Consider the following 26279-nt stretch of genomic DNA (forward strand, 5'->3'; position numbering starts at 1 on the left):
TCAGCCTCTGTTTTCCTTATCGCCTTTCTCACGAGCGTTCTGGAAGCCCTCGGTCACCGCCCACCCAAAGTCCTCCTCCATCCACTTGGCTATCTCGTCCGCGCCAGCGTCGGAATCGGGGCGGTCAGGACGAGTCATCACCTCTTGTTTCGGAGGGGGCGCACTTATCAACTGGGCTTCAGCATTCGTCGGGGGCGACATAATCTGTCAGAAGCGCGATTTGTCTAAGCCGTCCGCCAACGTCAAGATCGGGGCTCTATTCAAGATTCTTTCTGGCGTCTAAAGCTCTGAAGTCTCCAAGGAGGTTTGTATAGGCCCTAACAGCGTTTGTACACTGTTCCGGGAGACTGAGGTTAAAGCCCTATGCGTAGCGTTGGACCACAATCTAACCCCCACTCCACGCTGTCTACACGCTGTCTGCCAGTTAGCGGTTGTTCTGACTCGACAACTTGGGACGGCACTTATATTTTTTATTGGCCAACGACACTTACAGACGACCAGTAGAGATACCACGAATTAGAAGCCGCAGATTGGGGTTTTGCTAAATTGGTGAGATCGTCTCAAGGGTGGCCGAACGGGAATCTGAGATCGATGGATTGGCAGAGAACCCCTACCCATAGGGATCGAAGTCAAAACGCCGTATAACTCACCCTCTGTCTCGATACCACAAAATCAAGGAGGTACTATTTGATCGCCTCAGTAATCGACTGAAGGAGCAATAGTCGGCATTCCAGTCCTTGATTTGGGTCTCAAAAAGTTATTTTGGAGACCGGAAGACACACAAAACAGCTACGACTCTCAAATTACTTTCTGAGATCCCAATCAAGGACTAGTCGATTAAATCGGTAGATGTCGCGCGATTTATCGAATCAGGTCCTTGATCTTCTACTGTCTTAGATGCCGAGATCTTGTACGACTTCTTTTGAATCGAGGTCACGGAGCATTATCCCTGTGAAGCAACCGGCAGAATTGCCTTTTCGAGGATCCCACTCTCTCGTGTACTCGGCGATACCGCGCTCTTTGAGTTCTGCCGTGAGTTGATGCTGTTCTCGAGCTACTTCCCGTCCAGTCCTCGCACAGAACTCTTCGTAGTGGCTGTGGAGGTCATCAGTGAATACAGTGCTTCCTGATTGATTCGCAATAGCAACGTCAATAAACTCACTAACTACGTCTCCAAATCCAGTCCAGAGTTGGTGTGTTTCGCTCGGACTTCGTGAATCAGTAAAGCTATCTTGAGCGCGAAGTCGATCAAGCCCGTCTAACGCCCAGTTTAGGATACCCGCAGCCTCATCCTCAAATTGGGATATGATTTGATCCTGAGAGACCCGATTGTCCTTTGGAATCTGTTCTTCAAACACAACAGTAACCCATCGACTCCAGAATGCGTCCTCTGTGATAGATGCCTTGAGTGATTTGTTCGATGCGAAAATGTGCTTACAGGTCGGGGTGAAACGATATTCCTGTTCGTATTTCGGTTCAGCAGCCATGGGATCACCTGAGATAGCCTTCTTAATCTTGTCAGTTCTGTTGAGGTGATGGCCATCTAGCTCGTCAACGATATTGACCGTCTTATGCTCTAAATTTGCGGCTGTATGCTTACTCAATTGTAACTTCTCGGGAGAGACACTTGCGATGTCTTGATCTCTGAAGAGTTGCTCGATGGCCCGCAGGAACGTCGATTTTCCTGTACTTGTCTCTCCCAACAGCATTAGCCCCTTCTTGTACGGAACCTGTGGCAGCAGACAGTACCCTGCGAACTCCTGTAGTTTCTGTTGTTTCTCTGCCTCCGGAACTACTGTATCTAGGAGGCTCTGAAACTCTGGACACTCTGCTTCGGAGTCGTACGAGATTGGAAGCTGCTCAGTGATATAGTCGTCCGGTTGGATTGGTTTCAATTCGCGGTTGCGTAGCTCAAAGAGGCCATTCTGAAGAGGAAGCGTCCCGGCAGGAACACCGAATCTCTGCCGCGGAATCGCCCAGTTAGCCCGGATATTCACTTCCGCTGCCGAGAGCACGCTCTTAGAATAGGAGCGGTCCATATAATCGGACAACCTCTCGCGAAGTACCTGTTCACTGTCGTTATGCCAAACACCACTATGGCAGGCGTACAATTCGCCTGTATCACGGAGCGCAACTATCTGAAGCTCATTGGATAGTTCTTCTAATGCGTAGCTTGCTCGCTCGTTCGCTCTCGTCGGTTCCTCCTGAGCTACGACCTGTTGCCAACTTCGTTCTGGACCTCTTGGTTCGAGCCAGATTTCGCAGTTCCTTGGATCAGATTCATCCGTTGACTTGACCCAGCCGTCTAAAACGGCCTTCATTAGGAGTGTTTGATAGGGTATCTCCGAGAATCCCTCCTCAACGAGAGCCGCACGCAGTTGGTCAAACGGAACTCTCTCGCCGCGGTTTAGATCAAGTCCATTGGTGTAGATCCATCTCAGATCTCGCTCGAACGTCTCAACTTCGTCCTTGTCGGCTGAATGTTTTTGTGCCGCCTCCACTATGTTTCGACTGGGTCGTTTAATTGACATTGTTGTCATACCGCTGGGATGTACCAGTGAAGATCGGAGCTACGCTCGGCATTGGTAGGTGAGTTACTGCTCCGATTGTAACTGGTCTGTATCTTCTATATCCGATTCCTCAAGAGCAGCATTAACCAGCTCATCGAAGGTCATACCCTTCGGCTTCAGGGTCTTCAGTCGTTCGTGGGTCTCTGCTTGAATCCAGATCGTTGTCGGATCACCCGTCACGAGCAATTGTCTATAGAATCCCCAGCCAATAAAGTATAACGAGTTTTACAAATTTACATTTCGATATATTTATACGGATTTTGTATCGCCGAACTGCTGGTAGGCATCTTTGACATCATCGTCGAGGATTCTGAGATAGCGTTCAGTCGTATCGAGGTTCTTGTGACCGAGATGCTTCTGGAGCGTCCGAATGTCGACACCGGACTTCAGAGCGTGGATCGCGTGTCCGTGGCGTAAGCTATGAGTCGTGATTCGCCATTTCGGCTTCCCGCCGGCGTCCGTGTACATCTGCTCTTGACAACCCGCGTTCTTGGCTGCCTGAACGACTAACTTCCCGATTGTCTGTCTCGAAATCTGCTCTGACCGCTGACTGGGAAAGAGGTACGGCGACGTGGTCGATGGCCCATACGCATCACGATACCCGCTATCGATCCACTGGTCGAGAAGGAAATCAAGAGATGGCTGGTAGTAGACCGTCCGCCAGTCGTCCGTCTTACTGGAATAGACCCGAATGCTCCGCTCTTCTCGGTCGATATTCTCTAGCTCCATACCGGCGAGTTCGTGACCTCTGACTCCGGTCTGCCACAGCAGTCGGATGATCAGTCGGTTTCGGAGCTGTGGCGACGGAGCGTGTTCGACCATCGCCTCCTTCTCGTCCTCGGTAACGTAGACGACATCGGCTTCATTGTGCTTCTTCGTCCCGTTCGTGAGCGACCGTAGGTTACTCTGGTCGATCTCGTCGGCCGGGTTCTCCTCGATGACGTCCTTCCGGTCGAGGAATTTGTAGAACAGGCGAACACCGGACAGGGAGCTGTCGATTGAATTGGGTGCGTACCCCTTGTTCGCCAAGTGAGCGAGGAAGTCCTCGATTTCGAGCGGTCCGATCTCAGTCGGCTCGTATCCCGTCTCCTCTAACCATTCGTTGAATCGGCGAAGCGCGTTCTTCCGTGCTTCGTGCGTGCCCGCTGACTTCATGCCCTTGACCCGCTTGAGAAAGCGGTTCATATGCTCGTTCTCGAACTCGGACATCGATCACACCTCCTTGTAATAGCGGCCGTCGTCGGTCTGGCTGACTGCGTAGGTCGTCTCTTGTAGGTGGTCGAGAGCGGCCTGTATCTGATACCGAGGGACGTCAAGCCGCTCTGACAGCCACTCAATCGACCCTTGTTCCGGGGCAGGGACACCGTCTGCCGTTTCGGAAATGACCGGCTCCGTATGGGCCTCCTTCTTCGAGGGAAGCATCTCGAAGATGTCGTCCGCAAGGGCCTCCGTTTCGGGTCCAACCGCCTCGCCAGTGACGGCTTCCCGAACGTCCGTGAGTTGCCCTTTGATCCCGTCGAGATGTTGTGCGAGTTGCTCCTGTTGGGTGTTTAGTTCCGTTAGCTGTTCGTGAATCTCCTGTGAGACCTCTCCGCTGGAGCCGTTAGCTCGGTCGCGGAGGTATCGATTGACGGCTACGCGAACGAGTTGCGAAAGCGAATCGGCGTCGGGATCGTCCTGTGCCGCCGACTCCCACTGGTCTTTGGTGTCGGGATATACGGCGAGGGTGACGATCTCGTTTCGACGATCCTCGTCGCTCATTCTGACTGCCCCACGTTGTAGTCCTGTTCGAGATCGAAACACTCGAAGCACGGGAGATCGTCGCCGGTTGGCCCGTCGCACCATTCCTCACCGTTCGGACAAGTATCGTCTTCCTCGTCAATAACTGGTTTAGCGAACTGGTCGATAGTCGTGACAGCGCGGCCGCTGTAAGGCGTTTCTGAAGCCATCTCTACATAGCATACTAAGACTGATAGGATATTAATTGTATTGGATAGTTGACACTATATCTTGGGCATGATAGTATCCAGGGGTTCGTCGAGGAGTATAGGCGGTTCGATCCCGCCGATGGGGCCCGCCGCCTCCGAGAGGACGACCGCGAGCGATCCGCGGGCGTCCGCGGACCGCTCGGCGCCGCCGCTCCGTGGACAGTTCGATCGATCACATTTCGAAGCGGACTGTCCGGTCGGGAAGTATTTCACAGGGCCGAGCGAAGACGCGGCAAATGCAGGGGACGCGGGACGAACCAGTCAGGACCGCGGTGGTCGGGTCGGCCGACGACCGCGAGCGCCTCGCGGCGGCGCTGTCGGGGGACGACGCCGTCGCGGTCGTCGAGCACGGGGGGCTCGACAGGCTCGCCGAGGGTTCGACGACCGAGGTCGATTGCATCGTCTGTCCGACGGGAGCGGACTACGAGCGGACCAGAGAGACCGACCCGGCGGTCGGGGTCGTCGTCGTCGCCGAGGGGGTGGAGCGGGCGGTCCTCGAGCGGGTCGTCGGCGACCCCCGCGCCGTCCACGTCCACCCGGGCGGCGACCTCGCGACGATACTCCCGTTGCAGGTCGACCGACTCGCCGACCGGCCCGCCTCGACGACCGCCTGGCGACTGGCCGACTTCGCCGACGAGGCCGTCGTCGAGTTCGACCCCGAGACGCTCGCGCTCCGGGACGCCAACGAGCGGTTCCACGACCGGTGGGGGTGGGACCCAGCGGACCTGACCGACGCGACCGTCCGGGACCTGCTCGTGACCGACATCACCGAGGAGCTCCGCGGCCGGGGCCGCGGCGCCGACGGCGAGGAACACCTCGAGTGGATCGACCCGGACGCGGACCCGGTCGAGACGATGGTCGAACGCGCGCGCGGCGGCAACTACGAGACCCGCGAGTGGCACTGCACCGACGCCGACGGTGCCGCGTTCAAGACGGCGGTCGACCTGCTCGTCGACGACCGCGCGGGCACCGGCTACCTCGTCGCCGACGTTCCCACGCCCGAATCCGGGCGGGAGGCCGACCCGCACGCCCGCGACGAGGCCGCGATGTTGCGCTCGCTCGTCGAACACGTCCCGATGTCGGTGTACTTCAAGGACACCCGGAGCCGTCACGTCCTCGTCAGCGAGGACGTGGTCGAGCCGTTCATCGAATCGCCGGAGGGGAAGATCCTCCACACCCCCGAGGACGTGGTGGGCAAGACCGACTTCGACCTCTACGAGGGGGACAACGCCGCCGCGGCGGTCGCCGACGACCGCGCGGTGATCGAGAGCGGGGAGCCGATCCGCGACCGGGCCGAGCACGCACAGCCGCCGAACGGCCAGGATCTCTTCTTCCGGACCACCAAGGCGCCGTGGTACGACAGCGAGGGCCGCGCCCGGGGCATCGTCGGCGTCACCGTCGACGTGAGCGAGCAGAAGCGCCGCGAGCGGGAACTCGACCGCCAGAACGAGCGGTTAGAGGAGTTCGCCGGCATCCTCAGCCACGACCTGCGCAACCCGCTCAACGTCGCCAAGAGCCGGCTCGACCTGTACTGGCGGTCGGGCGACGAGTCGGAACTCGAGGAGGTCGCGGCGATGCACGACCGCATCGAGGCCATCGTCGACGAGGTGCTCACCTACGCCCGCGAGGGCAGCCACATCGACGAGCTGGAGTGGATCACGGGCGTCGACCAGGCCGAGACCGCCTGGAACGCCGTCGACACCGGCGACGCCGCCCTGACCACCGACTGGGCGTACTCGATCCGCGGCGACGCCGACCGCCTCGGCCGCCTCTTCGAGAACTGCTTCCGCAACGCGGTGGAACACGGCTCCACGAGCGGTCGACCGGGGGGCGACGACGCCGTCACCGTCCGCGTCGGCACGCTCGCCGAGACCGATCCCGGGTTCTACGTCGAGGACGACGGCCCCGGCGTCCCCGAAGACGTGCGCGAGCGGGTGTTCGAACGCGGCGTGTCGAGCGAGGAGGGCGGTACCGGCTTCGGGCTCGCGATCGTCGCCGAGATCGCCGACGCTCACGGCTGGGAGGTGCGGGCGACCGAGAGCGAGACCGGCGGCGCCCGGTTCGAGGTGACCGGGGTCACGCGCGGCGACGAACTGGAGTCGTAGGGGTCTTCGACCCGGCTACGAGAGAGGACCGACGACCCGTCAGTCGGCGGCTTCGCCCTCGCGGCTGGGTGTGCGGCGGCCGCCGAGGGTGTACAGCCACAGCAGTCCCAGACCGATCATGTAGGCGACGGCGACGGGGATGGCGAACACGAGCATCGTCAGTAGGCTGGAGGGCGTGATGAACGCGGCGACGACGACGATGGCCATGACGACGGTCCGCCAGCGGTCGAACATCGTCTGGAAGGAGATCAGGTTGCCGCGGTGGAAGAGGAACATCGTCACCGGGACCTCGACGAGCAGGCCGAAGCCGACGGTCGTCAGCACGACCAGCCACCCGAACTTGTTGATCCGGTAGTAGATGACCATGCTCGACTCGATGGCGTCGGCCGCCAGCCAGGAGATGATCGCCGGCGCGACGTAGAGGAAGCCGACGATCGACCCGCCGACGATGCCGACGACTAAGGTGACGGCCCACGCGCCGAGCACGCGGCGGTCGCCGCCGACCAGCCCGCGCTCTTTCAGCCGGGGCCAGGCGTAGTAGAGGATCAGCGGGAACGTCGCGACCAGGCCCAGAAGCGTCGCGAACTTGATCTCGAAGATGAGCGCCTCCGCCGGGTGCAGCGTCACGATGTCGGCCTGGGCGATCTGGCTCTCGGGCATCTGCCCGAAGAAGGCCTTCCGCAGCGTGTTGATCCCGCCCTGGTAGAGGAAGACGAACGTGGCGGCCATGATGATACCGAACAGGCCGACGATGCGGAACGCCCGCGAGGTGAGGCTCTCGAGGATGAACGCGATGTCGTAGTAGTAGCCGCCGATGTCGTCCTCGGTGGTCTCCTCCTCGGTGAACGAGTCGACGACGCCAGCGGTCGTCGAGGTGAGGAGCCCGCCCTCCTCGTCCTCGGTGGCGGCACCCTCACCGTCAGCGGCGTCGCCGCCCTCCTCCGCCGTGGCTTCGGCGCGGGCCTCCTGAGCCTCTTGGACCTCGTCGAAGCGGTCGAGGATGGCCTGGGCCTTGTCGGGGTCCTCCTGTTCCTGGAGGGCCTCGCGGGCGAGTTCGGTCGCCTCGCTCTCGTCCATCTCCTCGAAGCGCTCGGGCGGGGCGGCGGGGATGGCCGCCGCCGACAGCGCCAGCAGGTCGATGTCGGTCGGCGAGCCCTGCGGTTCGGCGGGGTCCCGCGCGGCGTCGAGTTCCTTGATCGAGAAGTAGAAGATCGCGGCCCCGGCGGCGACGGCGGCGACGACCAGACCGACGAGCGCGGCGACGAGCTGGGTGTCCAGCCCCGTGAGTTCGGTGAGCGTCGGGTAGGGCCCGTACTGGAAGTTCTCGGGGAGGGTGGCGAGGGTCTCGTTGACGGCGGCGACGCCGTAGCGGGTGACGAAGAGGTAGCCGGCGCCGGCGGCGACCAGCGCGACGGCGAGGAGCTTGTTCCAGTAGCGGCGGGCGACCATGCCGGCCGAGACCTCGTCGGCCGAGCGCCGGAGCAGTTCGGCGAAGCGGGCGAGCGCGAGGCTGAAGCCGTAGAGGCCGATCAGCGGGATGGCCCACATGAGCTGGGTGAGCGGGTCCGGCGGCGAGAAGAAGGCGCCGAACGTGACGATCCCGAGGACGGCGTAGCGCCAGCGGTCGCGCATCGCCTGGTAGCTCACGATTCGCAGGTAGGCGAGCGAGCTCATCGCCAGCGGCAGCTGCGCGGCGAGGCCGAAAGAGAGGCCGAGGAAGGCGATGAACTGCGTCCACTTGACGATCGACCACGCGGGCTCGAAGCCGGCGTTGACGGCGTTGCCGGCGAGGAACCCGAGCATGAGCGGGAAGAAGAGGTAGTAGGCGTAGGCGAGGCCGGCCGCGAACAGGACCACCGAGAGCAGCGTCGGGACCGCGAGTTTCCACCTGGGCACGTCCTCGGCGGGCCACCAGCCCCGCGCTCGCAGGGCGTCGCGGCCGAAGTAGACGACGACGGGCAGTGCCATGAGGACGCCGACGAACATGCCGATCTTCGCCTGCAGGAGGATCACGTCGAACGGCGTGGTCGCGACGATCTGGATGTCCGGGTTCTGGTTCAGGTCGGCTTTGAGCTGGTCCCAGACGTAGAGCCGAAGCGCGTAGAACGTCCCCATGAACCCGATGACGAAGACCATGAACGCCTTCTGGAGGTCCTCGCGGGCGCTGCCGATCATGGACCCGAGGGTCGCGCGACCCTGTGCGACGGTCCGCTTCGTGTCCTCGTCGATCGCGGCAGCCATCTCGGGGAGTGGTAACCGAGTGACTGTTATCAATCTATTCATCACGAGAGCGCGCGCGGGCCGAGACGGCCGTCCGAGCGCCCGAGCGCCGACCGCTTCGCCCCGCCGACGGGACGGGCGAAAAGAAGGCTTACAATAGGGGAGCGCAAACCCGGCCACGAATGACTGACGAGCGGCCCGGCGACGGCGACGACGAGGAGGGAGCCGCCGGTCCGCGCGACGACGAACGGGGGTCGGACGGCTCCGTTGACGAAACAGCGGAGCCGTCCGACGACGGACGGGGGGCGAGCGACTCGCCCGACGAGTCGATCTCGGGGAGTGCCGACGACCCCGATCGCTACGACCCGGCCGCCGAGCGGCGGACCGACGCCAACCCCTCGCCGCGGCCGGACAACCTCCCCGGCGACGACGACCGGTCCGACCGGGACGACGGCGAGGGCGACACCTCGGACTCCCTGGGCTACCCCGGGGCCGACGATGACGAGACGCCCGGCGACCCCTCCGAGTGGGTCGACGACGGGGAAGACACCGACGCCGACGCCGGCGACACCGACGCCGGCGATACCGACGCCGTACCCGCCGACACGGTCGAGGGCGGCGCCGCCGCCGACGGCGGCTCGGACGCCACCGAGTTCGGCGGCGACATCAACCCGCACGCAGACCCCTCCTCGGGCGGGCCGGCGGAGGGCGCACCGACCGCACCGGTCGACGAGGGCATCGGCGGCGCCCCGGACGACCAGGAGATGCCGCTGGCCCAGCACATCGAAGAGATGGTCCGCCGGCTGGGCGTCGTCGTCGTCGTGATGGCGCTGGTCAGCGGGCTCACGTTCCCCTTCGCCGACCGACTCATCACGTTTCTGTGGTACTCCTTCCTCGAGGGGTCGCCGCAGGTCTGTCCGACGACTTCCCCGTCCGCCGACGCGGCCTGTCCGTACCTGTTCCAGCCGCTCGCACTGATGTTCGCCCGGCTGAAGGTCGCCTCGCTGGTCGGGTTCGTCATCGCCCTACCGGTCACCGTCTACGAGTCGTATCTGTTCATGCGCCCCGGCCTCTACCCCCGCGAGCGCCGCTACTACCTCGCGTCCGTCCCGACGAGTCTGGTCCTCGCCGGCGTCGGCATCCTCTTCGCGTACCTGCTCGTCCTCCCGACGCTGTTCGTCTACTTCACCGGCTACACCGCACAGGCCGCCGAGGTCACCTTCAGCCTCACCGAGACGTTCAACCTCATCGTGATGATGCTGGGCTTTTTCGCACTGGTCTTCCAGATCCCGCTGCTCATCATGCTCGCGGTGATGATGGGCGTCACCTCCCGCGCGTGGCTGGCCGCCCGCCGCATCTACTTCTGGGGCGGGTTCGCCACCGTCGCCTTCCTCTTCAGCCCGGACCCGACCGGCATGGCGCCCATCCTCGTCGCCGCGACGATGATCGTCCTCTTCGAGGGCACCCTGCTCCTGCTGTACTGGACCGGCGAGGCCGCGGGGGTCACGGCCGAAGACCTCGCCGCTCGACGGCCGTTCGTCTGGCTCGGCGCTCTCGTCGTCGGCTACGTCGTCTCCACCGCGCCGCTGCCGAGCGGCTACTACGACCAGTTGCCCGCGGCGTTCACGTCGATACTCGCCGACCTGAGCGCCACCCGGTTGACGCCGCTCGTCATCGGCCTCGGCCTCGTCGCCGTCTACGAGGCGGTCCTCTACCTCGACCGGAACGTGGGCGGGCGGTCGAGCGTCTACAGCTACCTCGCCCGCGGTCGCGTCGCCGTCTGGCCGCTCTCGCTGTTCGTCGGCTACCTCGGCAGCCCCGACCCCGCGCTCCTCCAGCGGATCGACGCCGTCGACCTCTCGACGGCGGAGTCGGCCGGCGTCGTCGTCGGGCTGATCGTCACCTACGAGTTCCTCCTCGTGGTCGTCGACTGGATCGAGAACCGCGGATGACCGGGCGGGCACCGTGACCGGGCGGGTGCTGTTGGTCCGCCACGGCGAGACCACCTGGAACCGCGCCGGCCGGATCCAGGGGTGGGCCGACGCCACGCTCACCGAGACGGGCCGCGAACAGGCCCGTGCGGTCGGGTCGCGTCTGGTCGACTCCCACGGCGTCGACCGACTCGTGGTCTCGGATCTGAAGCGGACGCTGGAGACCGCCGACGTGCTTCGGGCGGTCGGCGTCGGGGCCGACCCCGAGCGCGCCCGCGCCTGGCGCGAGCGGAACTTCGGCGAGCTACAGGGGCTCACCCGGACCGCCATCGCGAGCCGTCACCCCGAGTACCACCGCGGCGGGTCGCTGCTGAGCGTGCGCTCCGTGGCGGGCGGCGAGTCGCTCTCGGCGTTCGAGACCCGGGTCCGCGAGGGCTGGAACCGGCTGGTCGACGGACTGGGTGAGAACGAGACCGCGGCGGTCGTCACCCACGGCGGGCCGATCCGGGCGGTGTTGGCGGCTGTGAGCGACCGCGAGTTGGCGACGCTCGCCTCGGAGTTCTCGCCCGCGAACTGCGGGCTGACGGAGATCGAACTGTCGGCGTCGGGCCCCGAGGTCGTCGGCCGGGACGGCACCGACCACCTCCCGGTCTAGCCGTCCGCTCAGGTCGCGGTCTCGACCTTCGAGAGCCGCCAGAGCCCGTACAGCACCAGCGCGAGAATCGACGCTGCGAGCGCCAGCCAGACACCCCCAGGACCGCGGCGGCGACGTTCGAAGGACGAGCCACTGCCGGGTCGCGCTCACCGTGGCCCGACACACGACCGCACCCGTGAAATCGGTTGTGGCGGCCGGAGTCGACCCTCAGTCCGCGTCGAGGCCGAGCGCGGCGAACGCGCGGGCTGAGTCCCCGTCCATCCGGCCGAGGAGGTCGACGACGCGCTCGCGGGTGTCGGTGTCGACGGTGACGTGGACGACGCCCTCGCCGGGCTGGCCGTAGCAGACACTGGCGCCGTCTGGCGCCGCGGCGATAGCGGGCAGGGCGGCCAGGTCCTCCTCGCCGTCGACGCGGACGAGCGTCCGCTCGCCGGACGCGAGCGCGTCGTCGAGCGCCGAAAGCAGCGCGGCGGTGAGCGTCCCGGGCGGGTTGTCGATGGCGCGGACGCGGTCGAAGCGGTCGTCCTCGATCCCGGCGCTGACCTCGTCGTCGACGGCGGCGCGCTCGGTGCGCTCGTCGACGAACGCGAGGTCGGGCACCCGGCCCGCGTCGAGGATGTGGTAGGTGACGATGTCGCCGACGGCGACGAGCGGGTCGCCGGCGGCGTCGAGAACGGCGGCCGTGTCGGTGGACACGGGCCCGAAGGGGTCTTTGAGCTCCGAGCGGAGCGCGGACTGGAGTTCGAGGACGACGGTCACGTTAGCGGACCTTCAGCGCGTACCGGCCGGCCTCGGTGACGCCCATCTCCTCGGCGATCTCGCTGCGGTCGGGGTGCGTGATGACGACGAAGCCCGCCCAGTCCTCCGTGAGCGACGACGACCCGCAGGAGACGCAGGTCTCGGCCTCCTCGGAGTCCTGCACGCGGTGGCACTCGCGACAGACCAGTCGGTCGGCCATCAGTCCTCACCCGCTTCCGTCGTGGGCTCGCGCTTCTGGCGGTCCTCTTCGAGCCAGCCGTGCTTGCCGAGGCCGACCTGTTTCGCGGTGAGGCCGATCTTCGAGTCCCGGGGGTTGCGCTCGTCGATGCTCTTGGTGACGATGCGCGCCCGGACGGCGTCGCCGACACCGAGGGTGCGATTCGAGTCCCGCGAGGAGAGCATCTGGCCCTCCTCGTCGTAGGCGAGGTACTCGTCGGAGATCTGCGAGACGTGCAGCAGACCGTCGACGGGGCCGATCCCGACGAAGGCGCCGAAGTTGACGACCTCGACGATCTCCCCGTCGACGACCTCCTGCATCTGCGGATCGAAGGTCAGCGCGTCGAACTCGGCGGTGAAGTAGACGCCCTCCTGTCCGGGGACGACCGCCCCCTCGCCGATGTCGTCGACGTCGATCACGGAGACGACCGAGCCCACGTCTTCGTCCATCCGTCCCTCGAGCTTGTCCTGCAGGAGCCGTTTGACCAGCCCCGGCGTCACCTCGGCCAGGTGCGCCGGCGGCACTTCGACCGTGTCGCGGAGTGTAACCCGTTTGTACATGTTATGGTTGAGTGACTGTGAGTTTGTTCTCGGCCCGTAAACTAACTACCGGAACGCCGGCGTCGAGCAGCCGGCGCTTGAGCGGACCGTCGTTCGTGACCGCGTGCGTGACGCCCTCGCGCCCGGCGACTTCGACCACCGCGTCGTCGGCGTAGCCCTCCTCGTGGCCGACCGACTCACAGCGGTCGGCCGCGAGATCCAGCCCGACGCTGGCCGCCGTCGCCTCTTCGCCCCGCCCGTCGGCGAGCTTCGCGAGCTCGTCGCGGACCGCCTCGGGGACCAACAGATCGGACCCACCGAGCAGCCGCTCCAGCTCCTCGAACACGCGAACGTCGCATTCGACGGGCATCATCAGTGCGTTCGTGTCCATGACGACGCTCATTCCCGCAGCGTGCCGATGCCGATGAGCCGCCAGCGGCCGCCCAGCCGTCGGTTGATGGCGATCTTCGCGCCCTCGCGGGCGCAGACCGGTCGCTGGAGCGCGACCTCGGCCTCGCCGCCCCGGGCGCTGGTGACCGACCCGACCGTCGTGGCCGTGCCGATGGTCATCATCAGCGGCTCGCCCGTCGAGATCTCCTCGACGTCGCTGGCGTTCTCGCCGACGATGCGGTCCAGGAGATCGACGTCCATCGTGAACTGCTCGTGGGTCGGCGGCAGCGTCCCCGGCGGTCCCGCGACCTGCCCGGCGAGCGCGTCGCCCTTCGTGATGGCGGGGTCGAGTCCCGTGCCGACGCCCAGCAGGCCGCCGGGCGTGGCCGTCTCGACGGTGTCGCCGCCCGCTTGCAGCGACCTGACGGTCGTCTCGACGGGCTGCCACTCGGACTGGCCGCCCTCCTCGACCTCGCGGCCGGGGCGGAGCTGGATCTCGTCGTCGGCCTCGAGTTCGCCCTCGACGAGCGACCCGCCGAGGACGCCGCCCAAAAGCGAGTCCCAGGTCGTCCCCGGGCGGTTGATGTCGAAGCTGCGGGCGACGAGCATCTCCGCGTCCGCGTCGGGGTCCCGATCGGGCGTCGGGATCTCCCGCTCGACGGCGTCGATGAGGAGATCCATGTTGACGCCCTGTCCGGCGCTGATCGGGACGATGGGAGCGTCCTCGGCGACGGTTCCCTCGACGAACTCCTGGATCTGCTGGTAGTTCTCGCGGGCCTGCTCGGCGTCGACCAGGTCGATCTTGTTCTGGGCGACGACGATGTTGTCGATGCCGATGATGTCCAGCGCCATCAGGTGTTCCTCGGTCTGTGCCTGTGGGACGTCCTCGTTGGCGCTGACCACCAGCACCGCGCCGTCCATGATCGCCGCACCGGAGAGCATCGTCGCCATCAGCGTCTCGTGACCCGGCGCGTCCACGAACGAGACCGTGCGCAGCACGTCCGTCTCCGTATCGTGCTCGCCGCAGGTCTCGTCGACGGTGTACGCGTCGGGGACCTCCCCCTCCGGACACTGCCGGAACGTCGCGTCGGCGTAGCCGAGGCGGATCGAGATCCCGCGTTTCATCTCTTCGGAGTGTTGGTCCGTCCATTCGCCCGACAGAGCTTGCACCAGCGTCGTCTTGCCGTGGTCGACGTGACCGACGAGTCCGATGTTCACCTCCGGTTGTGTGTTCGTCGTCATCTCGAGAGTAATCTTGGGGAATCTTCGCCCTCTGCGACTGATAAACCTACTGTTTGCGCCCGTGGAACGCGCCGCGGTGGCACCCGCCACCGCCCGCGCCGCCTCAGTCGTCGAGCGCGTCCTCGACGGCCGCGACCAGACCGTCGAACCCCCCCGCCGAGACGCCTTTCCGGACGAACTCCGCGCCCCGCTCGCGAGCGCGCTCGGCGAGACCGTCCTCCGCCGCGCCGGTGAACAGCACCAGGTCCACGTCCGGGTGGGCCGCGTCGACGGCGTCGAGCAGCGCGAGCCCGTCCATGCCGGGCATCTCGTAGTCGCTCACCACGCAGTCGACCGTCTCGTCGACCCGGGCGAGCGCGTCGTTCGCGTCGGTCGCCGTCCGGACGGCTACGTCGTCGATCCGACCCAGATAGGCGCCCGCCAGCGCCGTCAGATCCGGGTCGTCGTCGACGACCAGTACCGTGCGCGTCTCACAGCATCCCGTCGACCGGTAGCGGGGCCCCGACTCACGCGATGCACACATCACTCGCCGATTGACCCCTGTCCGTGTTAATGATCCACGAGCGTTTTCTGACGCTGAAGTCGCCGTCTGACGGGTGACATATAGGTTACAAAAAACCGCTTCAGGGAACGATTTAGGTCGGTCCCGCCGATCGATCGGGTATGAGCGGAGCCAGCGACGAGGCCGGCGAAGAGGGCGACGCCGCCGAGGTCGACCCCGCGGAGGCGTTCGGCGTCGTCGCCAACGAGACCCGTCTGGACATCCTGGAGGCGCTGTGGCGCGCCGACGACCGCCCCGTGAGCTTCTCGGCGCTGCACGACGACGTGGCGATGCGAGACAGCGCGCAGTTCAACTACCACCTCCAGCAGCTCACCGACCAGTTCGTCGCGAAATCCGACGAGGGCTACGACCTGCGCCACGCCGGCGCCCAGGTCGTCCGCGCGGTCCGCGCGGGCACGTTCACCCGCACGCCGGACGTCGACCCCTTCGCGGTCGAGGGCGCCTGCACCCGCTGTGGCGGCGGCCTCGAAGCCCGCTACGCCGACGAGCAGTTCCGCGTCGACTGCGTCGACTGCGGGAAGTCCCACGGCGAGTACGAGTTCCCGCCCGGCGGACTGGTCGACCGCACCGACGCGGAGATCGCGACCGCCTTCGACGAGCGGGTCCGCCACCTTCACTGTCTCGCGGCCGACGGCGTCTGCCCCGCCTGCGCCGGCCGCATCCACACCGAGATCGTCCGCGGTGGCGACTGCTGTCTCGACGTCGCCCTGCGCGTCGAACACGTCTGCGAGCGCTGTCGCAACGAACTCTGTTCGCCGGTAGGGCTCGTCCTGCTGGACGAATCGGTGGTCTCGGCGTTCTACGAGGACCACGGTATCGATCTGTCCTCGCGTCCGTACTGGACGCTCCCGTGGTGCGTCGACGACGAGTACACGACCGTCGAGAGCGTCGACCCCTGGCGGGTCACCGTCGAGATCCCGCTGGCCGACGACCGCCTGACGGTCACGCTGGACGGCGACCTCGACGTGGTCGACAGCCAGTGCCACTCCTGCGAGGGGTGACCACCCCCCGTCCCGCGCCGTGTCCACCGCCCCGTTTCGACGCGGTCCCCGCCACTGGGCGGGAGAAGGGATCCGTTACTCGCAGTAAGCCGGCGTTACTAGCGAACCGACGTTACGCCGTAACAATCATACTGGTGGACATCAAACCCACGCGGTATTCGAATGGTGGATCGCGAACGGAGACAGGCGGGGGAATCGCCGGGAGGGGGGTCGCGACTCGGGGCGGCCGACCGGGGGCAGACACTGCACGATTACACGGTCGGTATCAGTCTGTTCATCATCACCGTCAGCACCGTGCTCGTCGGGCTGTTCGGCTTCGTCGGCCCGCTGTCGACGGGCGTGGGGAGCGAGGAGGTCTCGCAGTCCGAACGGATCTCGACGGCGCTGGTCCAGAACCTCTCGACCGGCCGGCAGCCGAACGAACTGCGGGCCGGCCTGTTGACGACGGCCCTCTCGCGCCCGGAGACGCAGTTGCGGACGCGATGGGGACTCGAACGGTCGACGCGGTTCAACGTCACGTTCACGACGCTGAACGGGAGTCGGATCGTGACCGGCGGCGGGACGAAGCTCGCGGCCGGTTCGAACTACGAGGGGAACGCGGCCGGCTCCACCGCCCGGATCGTACAGTTCGACGACGGAACCTGTCGACCGGCGTGTCGGCTCACCGTGAGGACGTGGTAACGTGTTCGACGACGCGCGCGGACAGGCGTTCACGCTCGAAGGGCTCGCGGCGTCGCTCGTGTTGCTCGGCGCGCTGCTCTTCGCGCTCCAGGCGGTCGTCGTGACCCCGACCACCAGCGGCGATGTCGACCAGTCCAGTCAGGTCGACCTCCGGCAACAGGCCGACGACATCCTCCTGTTGAGCGCCCGCTCCGACGACACGGACCTCTCGTCGCTCGTCCGCAACTGGTCTCAGAGCCAGCGGACGTTCGCCGGTGCCGTCAACCCCCGGATCGGGTACGGTCCGGAGCCGCTCCCCGGGAGAGTCGGGGTCATGCTGAACCGGACGTTCACCCAGCGGTCGCACTTCTTCAACCTCGAGATCACGTACCGCCCCGGTGACCTCGGGAACGAGACCGAGTCCATCCCGGTGGCCTACCGCGGCGAACCGTCCGACGACGCCGTCTCAGCGAGCTACACCGTCACGCTCTACGACAACCAGACGCTGACCGCGCCCAACGTGTCGCGAAACGTCGAGCTCTGGCAGTACGACACGAACGCCACGAACAGCGCGGACGGCTACTACCCGATCCCCAACGCCGTCGAGGGACCGATCTACAACGTGGTGGAGGTGCGCATCGTCGTATGGTGAGCGAGGTCACGCGCCGGCGAGCGCAGATGATACTGATCGGCGCCGTCACGTTCGCGGCCGTCATCATCGGACTGACCGTCATCATCAACAGCTACTTCGTGACCCAGAGCGGCGTCGTGTCGGACGTCTCCCCGCAGATAGACGAGGCCAACGAGTTCGAGTACGAGTCGCGCAAGGGCGTCCGCTCGCTCGTCGTGCGGCTCAACCACCGCCACCGGAACCTCTCGGCGACGGACCTCGCCACGGTCATCTCCCGCAACACGACCGTCTACAGGGACCTGATGGCCGAGTCGTACGCGAGTTCACGCGGCGAGTACGTCACGGTATCGTACGTCAACGACAGCTCCCAGTTCGGGTCGCGGGTCGTCCAGAGCGCCGACGCCAACGTCACGTCGAACCCACCCGCAAACCAGAGCGAGTGGGTGATCGGCCGCCCCGCCGAGACGAGCAACCTCGGCTGGTTCACGATGAACGTGAACGTCCAGGAGACGAGCGAGACGCCGATGTGGATCAACGTCACCAACGCGAGTTCCCACTGGGTCAACGTCTCGATGCACAGGACGACCGCGGGGTCGGGGGAGAACCTCAGAGTCACGTCGAACGTCAGCAGCGCGGGCAACACCTCGACGCTCTGTGACCCCTCGCGCGACCGCGTGCTGCTCGACCTGGTCGACGGGTCCGCGTTCACCAGCGACTGCCGGTTCAACGCGACGACGGCCATCGCGCCGCCCTACCGGGTCTCGGTGTCCGGCGGCGAGAACGCGGTCGCCAAGTACGAACTCGTCTACAACGAGACGGCCGACTCCGCGCACTACGAGGTGTGTGACTCGTCGGTCGCGCGGACCCAGCCCTGCCGGACCCCGGCGGTCTGGGTCGCGAACGTGACGACGCAGTTCAGCGGGAGCGAGCTCACGTACGCGAACGAGTACAACATCACGGTGTACGAGGAGGCACGATGACCCACGGATTCACCGATCGAGGCGTCTCGACACAGATCTCGCACGTGTTCGGTATCGCGATCACCACGCTCCTCATCGTCGTGCTGGTGAGCGGCGTCACCGGGTTCGTCCATGACGAACGGGCGACCATCGCCGACTCGCAACTCGAGACGGTCGGAAACCAGCTCGCCTCACAGGTCGAACGCGTCGACGAACTCGGACAGCACGGCGGGAACGTCTCCGTCGAGACCTCGGTCGACTCGACCGTCGTCGGGACCGACTACCGGGTGCGGATAGCCGACGGGGAGGCGTGTCAGACCGGCACCTTCCACACCGATTCCTGTCTCGTCCTCGCCGGGACCGACATCGACGCGAGCGCGAAAGTCCCGCTGAATCTCACGACCGACGTGGGGATCGAGGCGAACGCCGGCGGTCGGTTCCGGCTCAGCGTCGTCGACTCCCCCGCGAGCACCGGGACGGTCCAACCGCTCGTCGACCGCCAGCCCAGGATCGGGATCGGCAGTTCGTTCGAGGTCGACCGCTTCGGGACGGTCGTCAGCCCGGTCAACCGCCCGCCGATCGCGAAGTTCACGTTCTCGCCCGGGATGCCCCGGAGCGGCAGCGAAGTACGCTTCGAGGCGGGCGAGTCGTTCGACGCCGACGGCGAGATCGTCGCCTACAAGTGGGACTTCGGCGCCGACGGGACGTTCGACGCCCTCGGGCGGAACCTCTCGCGGTCGCTCGATCCCGGCCCCCACGAGGTGACGCTGCGGGTCGTCGACAACGAGGGCGGGACCACCAACGTCACGCGGCGGCTCAGGGTCTCCGGCCTGGCGTACGGCGGCGACCTGGACGACACGAACGACGGCGCGGACGGCGGCGGCGAGAGCGCGCTCACGTTCTCCGTCACCAACGAGTACCCCGACACGGTCGACACGTCGGTCGAGATCGTCGAGATCCTCGTCGACCCGAAAGACGACTCGCTGACCGAGCTGGAGAACGACTGTGACGACGGGGGTAACGACTGCCTGTTCGGCGAGTGGGACAACGACGAGGAGATCCTCGTCGACGACGGAGACGACGGGACCGTCGATTCGAGGACCGCGACGGACGACTACATCCCCGCTGGAGGGCAGATCATCGAACTCGAGGACCCGGTGCGCGTGTCCGACGGCGATAGCGCCCGGTTCTGGATCGGGCAGTTCGCCGAGGGCGACCTGACCGACGCCTTCGATATCGGGGTCAGATACCGGGTCGACGGCCGGATGAACTCGACCCTGGTCACCGACGTTCCCGGGAGCCCCAACGTCGACGACGTCCAGATCGAACACGAGGCCGACGACGACGTCAACCTCGTCGTCCTCGCGGACCGGCAGCTCGATACGGTCGAATTCGACCTCGGCGGCGACCTGAGCGGGACCGCGACGGGTATCGACAGTACGACCGCTACCGGCGACCTGTACCGCCACGAGCTGAACGTCGTCGGATCGCTGTCCAGCGGGACCGTGAAGGCGAACCTCACTGTCGCCGAGGCGGGCGGCGTCCCCGCCTTCGAGACGCGCGGGTCGAAGACGATAAACGAGTCGCTGGCGGTCCTGAGTGGTGACTACGTCTGGCAGTCCCCCGGCGACTGGGACGGGGCGACCGACTCCGAGGGCGTCGTCCACGCGTCGTTCGGCGACCGCCAGAGCGACCGGCTCGCGCTGGGCTACCCCGCCGCCGACCAGTTCGGGTCGGGGCTCGCGGGCTACTGGTCGCTGGACGGGACCGCAGACGATGCCACGGGGTCGGGACTCTCGGGTTCGATGGTCGGCGGCCCGGGAAGCGACCTGGGTGTCTTCGGGACGGCGAGCTACCAGTTCGACGGGGACGACGACTACGTCGACATCGGAGACGACCTCGGGGACGTCCACCGAGGCACGTCGTCGCTCTCGGCGTGGGTCCAGACGGCCGCTTCCGGGAACCCGCAGACGTGGCAGTCGCCCGGTATCCTCGGCATCGAAGAGAACGGGGGCACTGACGACATCTTCTGGGGATGGGTCGACCAGTTCGGCCAGATAGGCATTCAGGCGGGCGACAGCGCAGCCGCGATGAGTTCGACGGAGATCGACGACGGGCAGTGGCACCACGTCGCCATGACCTACAACGCGTCGACGGGCCAGGAACAGGTGTTCGTCGACGGCGACCTCGAGGACTCGGTGACGACCAGAACGGGACCGACAGGTACCGACTTCGGCAGTATCGGCCGCATCGAGGACACCGCCGGCTCCGAGGAGTACTTCGACGGGAACCTCGACGAGGTCCGGTCGTACGACAGGGTGCTTTCGGCGTCGGCGGTCGAGGAACTCGCCGACCTGAACGGGACGCTGACGACGGGATGGCAGTCGGGGACGCAACCGCTCGGCCCGTCGAACGCCTCGCTCCAGTACGCGGCGGACATCCCGTCGGCGACGGGTATCAACGTCACCGTCGCGGCCGATTACGACGGCGACGGCACTGCGGAGGAACGCAGCGACGTGATCGAACTCCGCGACGGACAGAACGCGGTCGACGTGACCGGCCTCTCGGGCACGGCCCGTGACTTCCGGATCGAGGTCGAACTCGAGACGGGGTCTGTGGTCAAATCACCGACGCTCAAGCGGGTCGGCCTCACGGAGGACGCATGAGACTCCACGACGACGACCGCGGCGTCCGGAACCTGGTCGGATTCACGCTCACGTTCGCTATCATCGTCGTCGCCGTCGGATTCGTGGCGACGACCGGGTATCAGCAACTCGGCGACCTGAGCCGGAACGAACAGCTCGACAACGCGGAGTCGGCGATGGAGCTGGTCGCCTCGGACGTTCGGCAGCTCGAGGGGAGCCAGGCCGTCGTCCGGACGAACGACCTGTCGCTGTCGGGCGGGTCGCTGACGGTGCTCGACGGACCGACGATGCGCGTCAGGGCGGAGAACACCGACTTCGACCGGACGTTCGACATCGGTGGCCTCCAGTACGCCTACGGACGGTCGACGATCACCGTCGAGAACGGCGGCGTGTTCTGGACGAACGGCGAGGGGAACACGGCGACCGTCGACCGCCCGGCGCTCACCTGCACCGACGAGCACGCGATGGTGTCGGTCGTCCGCCTGACGCCGGCGTCGACCGCCCAGACCGGCGCCGACTACGTCTCGGTCACCACCGAGCGCCAGTCGAGCGAGCTCCGGTTCCCGATGAACCGGACCGGACCGGACAGCGCGGCCGCCGCCGACGAACTTCGGGTGACGGTCTCGTCGCCGCGGTCGGCGGCCTGGGGACGATACTTCGAGAGCGCGGGGAACTGGACCGCCGCGGCCTCGCCCGACACCTATCGCTGTGACGGGATCGACGCCATGTACGTCCGCGAAACGGTCGTGTCGGTGTCGATCCGATAGCCGAGCGGAGCGCGCACGAGCGGATAGCCCGTCGGTGGGTCTCGATCCGGTGGCCCGCGGTAGAAGCGCCGATCCGGAACCCCGGTGGTTCTCAGCCGGCGACCCGAACGTCGTTGACTCTGACGTTGACGATCCCTTCCGGTGTCGCCTCGGACTCCGCCAGCCCGACCTGATACAGCAGGACCAGACGGTTCGTGGAGTTGGTCCCGTCGGGGTACTCGAGGACGACCAGCGCCTGGTTGCTCTTCATGTGGGTGATGTTGGAGGTGGTGTTGAGTCGCACGTCCGACCGGGAGTCGATCGCGTCTCTGACCGACTCCTGCCACCAGGCGGGGTCGTCGCGCTCGAAGAACGTGGTCATGTTTTTACCGTCGAGGAACACCGACGCGTTGCCGGCGCCGACGGCGTCATCGCGCGTGGTCATGTTCGAACATCTGGTGACCTGATAGGTCGAGCCGTTGTGCGACCGGGTGATCCCCGTCCCGCGCCACTCGGCGCAGTTGTACGTCGAGGCGTTGAACGAGACCGTCTCGTTGTCGGTGACCGCGAAGGCGTGACTGAACAGCGTCGGTGACGTCGGGTCGTTGATGTTGAGGTACCGCGTCCCGTCGGTGACGTTGACCGCGACCCGGTCGGTGTCGCCGGCGATCTGGGGCGCGTACGCCCCCCCGGCGCCGGTCTGGAGACTCGTCGACGTGGGGAGCCGCGCGATCTGCTTGGTGCTGGAGATGCGGGTCGCGATATTGACGAACACTTCCGAGAGGTCGTCCTTGTCGCTGGCGTAGTAGTACTCCCCGCCGGTCGTCGTAGCAATCTCCTGTAGCACGGATTCGTTGAAGTCGCCGGTCGACTGCCCGAACCCGACGGTGTACACAGCTGCATCCTGCTGAGCGGACGTGGAAGCTCGCTGTTCTGCCGCCTCGTTGGGATCGCCTGAGTCGATCCCGTCCATCGTGTGCCCGTTGAACTCTCCGTCGGAGAGGAAGACGACGATGCTTTCTCGGGTTTGGTTGCTCTTGAGGTGTTGCAGGACGTTCGCCACGTCAACGCCGGCGCTCCCGTAGGTCGACACATACGAGTTCGCCGGTCCGGTTGTATCGACAGTCGAGTTGAACGCGTCGCTCGGCGGGGTCAGGTATCTCCCGTGAGTCAGGTACGGCCACGCCGCATCCGATCCGTCGGTGTACGACGGACCGGCACCCGGCTGGGAGTAACCGACCAGACCGACTCTGTCCTTTGACGCGTTCAGTTGCCCGGTGAACTGTTTTATCGCGTCCTGTGCGGCTTGGATCTTTCTGACCCCGTCCGATGTCGTACTCAGCATCGATCCGGACTCGTCGACGACGAACACCACATCCAGCGGCGGTCCGGTGACGTTCTGGGCGTCCTCGATGCGTCGGATCTGGCCGATGTCGACGCGGTTCTTCGAGAGCGCCTCGACGTAGACGCTGTACTGGTTGCTGGTGTTTTTAGTGACGCGGACGGTGTTGCCGTCGATCTCGACGTCGTCCATGTACGGCGCCCCCGACATGTTGATGACGTGGTTGCGGCTATCGTCGACGCGCCGGGGGAGTCGATCCTGCGTCAGCGTGACCCGGACCGTCCGGTTCGAGTCGAACGTCTCGGGTTCGGTCCCGAGTTCCGCCGCCAGATACTGGCCCCACGCCTCGTAGAAGTCGCTCCGGACCTCGACCGTGACGTTGTTCGGCCGGGCGCAGGTTCCCGTGATGACCTGCTGGGACCGCCGCACCGACTCGCGCTGGGAGGTCGTCGCGTTGTAGAACGCCCGGTTGTTGGCGTTCGAGACCTCGCCGGTCATGTTCGTCACCGCGATGTCGAGGCTCCCGTTGCGGAACTGGAAGTCCGGTGCCGTCTGCATCGCGCTCCCCTCGTCGCCGCCGACCCAGACGCCGCCCGCCTCGTAGGCGACGGTCTCGTCGTCGGCGTTCTCGTATCGTATCGAACTCAGCGGGATGTTCGTCGCGCACGTCGCGTTCTCGTTGACGGTGACGTTCAGGAACCCGTCGCGGACGAGTCGGGCCCTGTTTCGTTCCAGTTCGCCGAGCGAGAACCGCTCGCGGGCCGAGTACTCCGAGTTGGTCAGCGTCGCGAGTTTCGAGTCGGCCCCCTCCATGACGACGCGTGCGCTCGTATCGGCCCGGTCCTGCTGGAGCGACTCGATGACCGTCGATCCGCCGTACAGGACCAGCATCGCCCCCACCAACACCAGCCCGATCAGTATCACCATCCCGATGATGCCCGTCTGCCCCCTCGCGTCCGCGCTCTTCCGGTTCGTTCCCATATGACCCAAATCTTGTTCCCAGTTGCGGATGGCCGATCAAAAGTGTATCGGTGAGATGACTCGTCCCCGCCTGCGTCGCCGACGGCGCGGGGATCGCCGTCAGCGCGCTTATGTCCGTTCGCGCCAACCACTGCCCGTGCAGGAGTTCGCGTTCGAACTCGCGCTGTGTGCCCATCTGGAAGGCCCCGAGCGGGTGGTCGGCCGCCAGCTCGGCGCCGCGGTCCACGGTCGCCGCGTCGCGGACGTGTGTCTGGTCGAGCCGGGCCCCGAGTTCGAGGGCCGCGCGGCGATCACGCCCGAGACGATCCCCCCGTTGGCGATCGAGAGCGCCGTCGGGCCGGGCACCGCCCGGTCGGTCACCGACGCCTTCGACTGCCACCCCGACCGCGCCCGCGCGGTCGCCCAGCGGGCGGTCGAACTGGGCTTCTTCGAGCGCGAACGGGCGGGCGCGAGCACGGCCGTCCGCGCGACCGTCCGCTATCCCGACGACTGGTTCGACTCGCTGGTCGGCATCGAGAACAAGCCCGACCTGAACCGGCCGGGCGACCTCCGGGACCAGCTGCGGATCGACGCCTCGCTGGGCGTCTTCGACGAGGTGATACTCGCGACGGAGACGTACGTCACCGGCGCCCACCTCAACCGCCTGCCCGACGCGGTCGGGGTCTGGCGGTTCGACCCCGAGACCGGCGAGCGCGAGGTCGTCCGCGAGCCCGAGTCGCTGGAGACCGACGGACCGGGCATCGAACTCCTCGACCGCGAGCCGGGCCGCGCCGAGGTGCGGCCGGTCACCGCCGCCGAGAAGCGCCGCCAGCGCCGACGGATCGCCGAACGGGCCTACGGGAAGGGATGGCGGACCTACGAGCTGCCCGACTGCGAGCGGTGCGCCCCGGGCGACGCCGAACCGGCCGAAGTCGCCGACGCGGGGCTGCCGTGGTGCGCGTGGGGCGAGGAACTCGTCCGCCCGGTGGCCGACTGCGGGCCGGCGTGTCCGGGGTACGAGCCGGTCGACGGCGACGGCGAACACGGAGACGCGGGCGACGACCCGCCGACGGGCGACCGGGACGCCATCCGCGCCCGGCGGAGCGCCTGGGAGCCGGACCCGGCGGGTGTCGACCGCCGACAGGCCGGCCTCGACCGCTTTCTCTGAGTCACTCGGCCGCGTCGCCGGTCGCGTCGTCGCCGGTGTCGTTCGTCCGCTCGCGCAGGTAGCGGGCCCCGGCGACGTACACGAGCGTGAAGATCAGGACAAACGACGCCGTCTCTGCGGGCGCGACCGCCCCGTCGAGGACGAGTTGCACCCCGACGTAGGCCACCGCCGCGACCGCCGCGACGACGACCGTCGCGAGGACGGGGCGCTCGACCGCGATATCGTCCGATTCCATGTTCATGGCACGCCCCACGGCCTCGATCCGCATAGCTGTGTGGGAGCGTGCTCCCCGGCGCCGACGGCCCGTACGCTCGTTCCATGCGAAACAGGGGGCGCCGCCGCGAAACGCTCGACGCCGCCGTGTCGCGACCGTCGAGCCGCACGGGACGGGCCAAGCGTTTAGACGTGTGAACACGACACACATCACATGGACAGCCGCGAGTACGCGTTCGAGGGGCAGCGACCGGAGGTCCACGGATACGCCCACGTGAGTCGGGAGGCGACGCTGGTCGGTGACGTGACCGTCGAGGCGAACGCGAGCGTCTGGCCGGGGACGGTCCTACGCGGGGACGTGGGACCGGTTCGAGTCGGTCGCGAGTCGGCCGTCGGCGACAACGCCACCGTCCACGCCTCGGCGATCGGCGGGAAAGCGATGGTCGGCCACAGCGCGGTGCTGAACGACACGACCGTCGAGGACGGCGCGCTGGTCGGGTTCAACTCCACCGTCAGCGACGCCGTCATCGGCGCGGGGAGCATCGTCGCGATGGGTACCGTCGTCCCGGCGGGCTACGAGGTGCCGCCGGAGTCGTTCGTCCGCGGGACCCCCGCCACGGTCACGCCGCTCTCGGAGACGAACATCGACCCCGGCGCCGTCTTCGAGGCGTTCAGCTCCGGCGACTACGCCAACCTCGCCGACCGCCACGAGGAGCTGTTCGGTGGTCCCGACCCGGGCGGGGAGTAGTCACTCCCGGTCGGTCGAGCGCCTCGAC

General features: G+C 66.1%; 25 protein-coding genes. 11 read left to right on the plus strand and 14 right to left on the minus strand.

Annotated features, from left to right (window positions below; all coding sequences use genetic code 11):
• The 5 genes from HZS55_RS02970 to HZS55_RS02990 all read right to left on the minus strand — a co-directional run bounded on the left by HZS55_RS02970 (window position 1) and on the right by HZS55_RS02990 (window position 4519).
• On the minus strand, window positions 1-138 hold the full coding sequence (locus tag HZS55_RS02970) for a hypothetical protein (RefSeq protein ID WP_179910268.1): 138 nt from the start codon (window positions 136-138) through the stop codon (window positions 1-3).
• A 755-nt stretch (window positions 139-893) separates the two neighbouring features.
• A complete protein-coding gene (locus HZS55_RS02975) occupies window positions 894-2501 on the minus strand; it encodes a DNA primase family protein (RefSeq protein WP_179910269.1) in 1608 nt (535 codons plus the stop codon).
• Window positions 2502-2819: 318 nt separating this feature from the next.
• Window positions 2820-3779 (minus strand): tyrosine-type recombinase/integrase, encoded by a 960-nt coding sequence (locus tag HZS55_RS02980; RefSeq protein ID WP_179910270.1) that lies wholly within the window; start codon window positions 3777-3779, stop codon window positions 2820-2822.
• 3 nt (window positions 3780-3782) lie between these two features.
• Window positions 3783-4331 carry a hypothetical protein gene (locus tag HZS55_RS02985; RefSeq protein WP_179910271.1) on the minus strand — a complete coding sequence of 183 codons (549 nt, stop codon included), beginning with the start codon at window positions 4329-4331 and terminating at the stop codon, window positions 3783-3785.
• Window positions 4328-4519, minus strand: coding sequence for a hypothetical protein (locus HZS55_RS02990; protein WP_179910272.1), 192 nt, complete (start codon window positions 4517-4519; stop codon window positions 4328-4330). The genes HZS55_RS02985 and HZS55_RS02990 overlap by 4 nt, the downstream gene beginning before the upstream one ends.
• Before the next feature lie 275 nt (window positions 4520-4794).
• Between HZS55_RS02990 and HZS55_RS02995 the strand changes: the two genes are divergently transcribed.
• Complete coding sequence (locus HZS55_RS02995; protein WP_179910273.1) at window positions 4795-6663, plus strand: sensor histidine kinase; 1869 nt, start codon at window positions 4795-4797, stop codon at window positions 6661-6663.
• A gap of 39 nt (window positions 6664-6702) precedes the next feature.
• On the opposite strand, the gene HZS55_RS03000 is transcribed toward HZS55_RS02995, so the two are convergent.
• Complete coding sequence (locus HZS55_RS03000; protein ID WP_179910274.1) at window positions 6703-8904, minus strand: twin-arginine translocase subunit TatC; 2202 nt, start codon at window positions 8902-8904, stop codon at window positions 6703-6705.
• A gap of 161 nt (window positions 8905-9065) precedes the next feature.
• Here HZS55_RS03000 and HZS55_RS03005 point away from each other — a divergent pair, with 161 nt between their 5' ends.
• The gene (locus HZS55_RS03005; RefSeq protein ID WP_246308344.1) at window positions 9066-10835 is read left to right on the plus strand and encodes a twin-arginine translocase subunit TatC; all 1770 of its coding nucleotides are present in this window, start codon (window positions 9066-9068) and stop codon (window positions 10833-10835) included.
• Window positions 10836-10848: 13 nt separating this feature from the next.
• On the plus strand, window positions 10849-11469 hold the full coding sequence (locus HZS55_RS03010) for a histidine phosphatase family protein (RefSeq protein WP_179910275.1): 621 nt from the start codon (window positions 10849-10851) through the stop codon (window positions 11467-11469).
• 207 nt (window positions 11470-11676) lie between these two features.
• On the opposite strand, the gene HZS55_RS03015 is transcribed toward HZS55_RS03010, so the two are convergent.
• From HZS55_RS03015 to HZS55_RS03040, 6 genes are all read right to left on the minus strand, one after another.
• The gene (locus HZS55_RS03015; RefSeq protein WP_179910276.1) at window positions 11677-12228 is read right to left on the minus strand and encodes a GTP-dependent dephospho-CoA kinase family protein; all 552 of its coding nucleotides are present in this window, start codon (window positions 12226-12228) and stop codon (window positions 11677-11679) included.
• 1 nt (window position 12229) lies between these two features.
• The gene (spt4, locus tag HZS55_RS03020) at window positions 12230-12427 is read right to left on the minus strand and encodes a transcription elongation factor subunit Spt4 (RefSeq protein WP_179910277.1); all 198 of its coding nucleotides are present in this window, start codon (window positions 12425-12427) and stop codon (window positions 12230-12232) included.
• Window positions 12427-13005, minus strand: coding sequence for a DNA-directed RNA polymerase (locus HZS55_RS03025; protein ID WP_179910278.1), 579 nt, complete (start codon window positions 13003-13005; stop codon window positions 12427-12429). Before HZS55_RS03025 ends, spt4 begins: the two co-directional genes overlap by 1 nt.
• Before the next feature lies 1 nt (window position 13006).
• Window positions 13007-13387 carry a PIN domain-containing protein gene (locus HZS55_RS03030; protein ID WP_179910279.1) on the minus strand — a complete coding sequence of 127 codons (381 nt, stop codon included), beginning with the start codon at window positions 13385-13387 and terminating at the stop codon, window positions 13007-13009.
• Complete coding sequence (locus tag HZS55_RS03035; RefSeq protein WP_179910280.1) at window positions 13384-14616, minus strand: translation initiation factor IF-2 subunit gamma; 1233 nt, start codon at window positions 14614-14616, stop codon at window positions 13384-13386. Before HZS55_RS03035 ends, HZS55_RS03030 begins: the two co-directional genes overlap by 4 nt.
• 103 nt (window positions 14617-14719) lie before the next feature.
• Complete coding sequence (locus HZS55_RS03040; protein WP_179910281.1) at window positions 14720-15139, minus strand: response regulator; 420 nt, start codon at window positions 15137-15139, stop codon at window positions 14720-14722.
• Between the two features lie 140 nt (window positions 15140-15279).
• Between HZS55_RS03040 and HZS55_RS03045 the strand changes: the two genes are divergently transcribed.
• The 6 genes from HZS55_RS03045 (at window position 15280) to HZS55_RS03070 (ending at window position 21841) form a co-directional block, all read left to right on the plus strand.
• A complete protein-coding gene (locus HZS55_RS03045) occupies window positions 15280-16179 on the plus strand; it encodes a winged helix-turn-helix domain-containing protein (protein WP_179910282.1) in 900 nt (299 codons plus the stop codon).
• A gap of 162 nt (window positions 16180-16341) precedes the next feature.
• Entirely contained in the window at window positions 16342-16860 is a 519-nt protein-coding gene (locus HZS55_RS03050; protein WP_179910283.1) for a DUF7287 family protein, read from the plus strand.
• A gap of 1 nt (window position 16861) precedes the next feature.
• Window positions 16862-17491 (plus strand): DUF7288 family protein, encoded by a 630-nt coding sequence (locus tag HZS55_RS03055; protein WP_179910284.1) that lies wholly within the window; start codon window positions 16862-16864, stop codon window positions 17489-17491.
• Entirely contained in the window at window positions 17485-18450 is a 966-nt protein-coding gene (locus HZS55_RS03060; protein ID WP_179910285.1) for a hypothetical protein, read from the plus strand. The genes HZS55_RS03055 and HZS55_RS03060 overlap by 7 nt, the downstream gene beginning before the upstream one ends.
• Window positions 18447-21095, plus strand: coding sequence for a DUF7266 family protein (locus HZS55_RS03065; protein WP_179910286.1), 2649 nt, complete (start codon window positions 18447-18449; stop codon window positions 21093-21095). The genes HZS55_RS03060 and HZS55_RS03065 overlap by 4 nt, the downstream gene beginning before the upstream one ends.
• A complete protein-coding gene (locus HZS55_RS03070) occupies window positions 21092-21841 on the plus strand; it encodes a DUF7289 family protein (RefSeq protein WP_179910287.1) in 750 nt (249 codons plus the stop codon). The genes HZS55_RS03065 and HZS55_RS03070 overlap by 4 nt, the downstream gene beginning before the upstream one ends.
• A 91-nt stretch (window positions 21842-21932) precedes the next feature.
• Here the strand turns inward: HZS55_RS03070 and HZS55_RS03075 are convergent, their stop codons facing one another.
• Complete coding sequence (locus HZS55_RS03075; RefSeq protein ID WP_179910288.1) at window positions 21933-24143, minus strand: vWA domain-containing protein; 2211 nt, start codon at window positions 24141-24143, stop codon at window positions 21933-21935.
• Between the two features lie 136 nt (window positions 24144-24279).
• On the opposite strand from HZS55_RS03075, the gene HZS55_RS03080 reads away from it, so the two are divergent.
• On the plus strand, window positions 24280-25290 hold the full coding sequence (locus HZS55_RS03080; RefSeq protein WP_179910289.1) for a DUF5787 family protein: 1011 nt from the start codon (window positions 24280-24282) through the stop codon (window positions 25288-25290).
• A gap of 1 nt (window position 25291) precedes the next feature.
• On the opposite strand, the gene HZS55_RS03085 is transcribed toward HZS55_RS03080, so the two are convergent.
• The gene (locus HZS55_RS03085) at window positions 25292-25531 is read right to left on the minus strand and encodes a hypothetical protein (protein ID WP_179910290.1); all 240 of its coding nucleotides are present in this window, start codon (window positions 25529-25531) and stop codon (window positions 25292-25294) included.
• 186 nt (window positions 25532-25717) lie between these two features.
• Here HZS55_RS03085 and HZS55_RS03090 point away from each other — a divergent pair, with 186 nt between their 5' ends.
• On the plus strand, window positions 25718-26251 hold the full coding sequence (locus HZS55_RS03090; protein ID WP_179910291.1) for a gamma carbonic anhydrase family protein: 534 nt from the start codon (window positions 25718-25720) through the stop codon (window positions 26249-26251).
• The last annotated feature ends 28 nt before the right edge of the window (window positions 26252-26279 follow it).

Origin of the sequence: Halosimplex rubrum (genome assembly GCF_013415885.1) — an archaeon.
Lineage (GTDB): Archaea > Halobacteriota > Halobacteria > Halobacteriales > Haloarculaceae > Halosimplex > Halosimplex rubrum.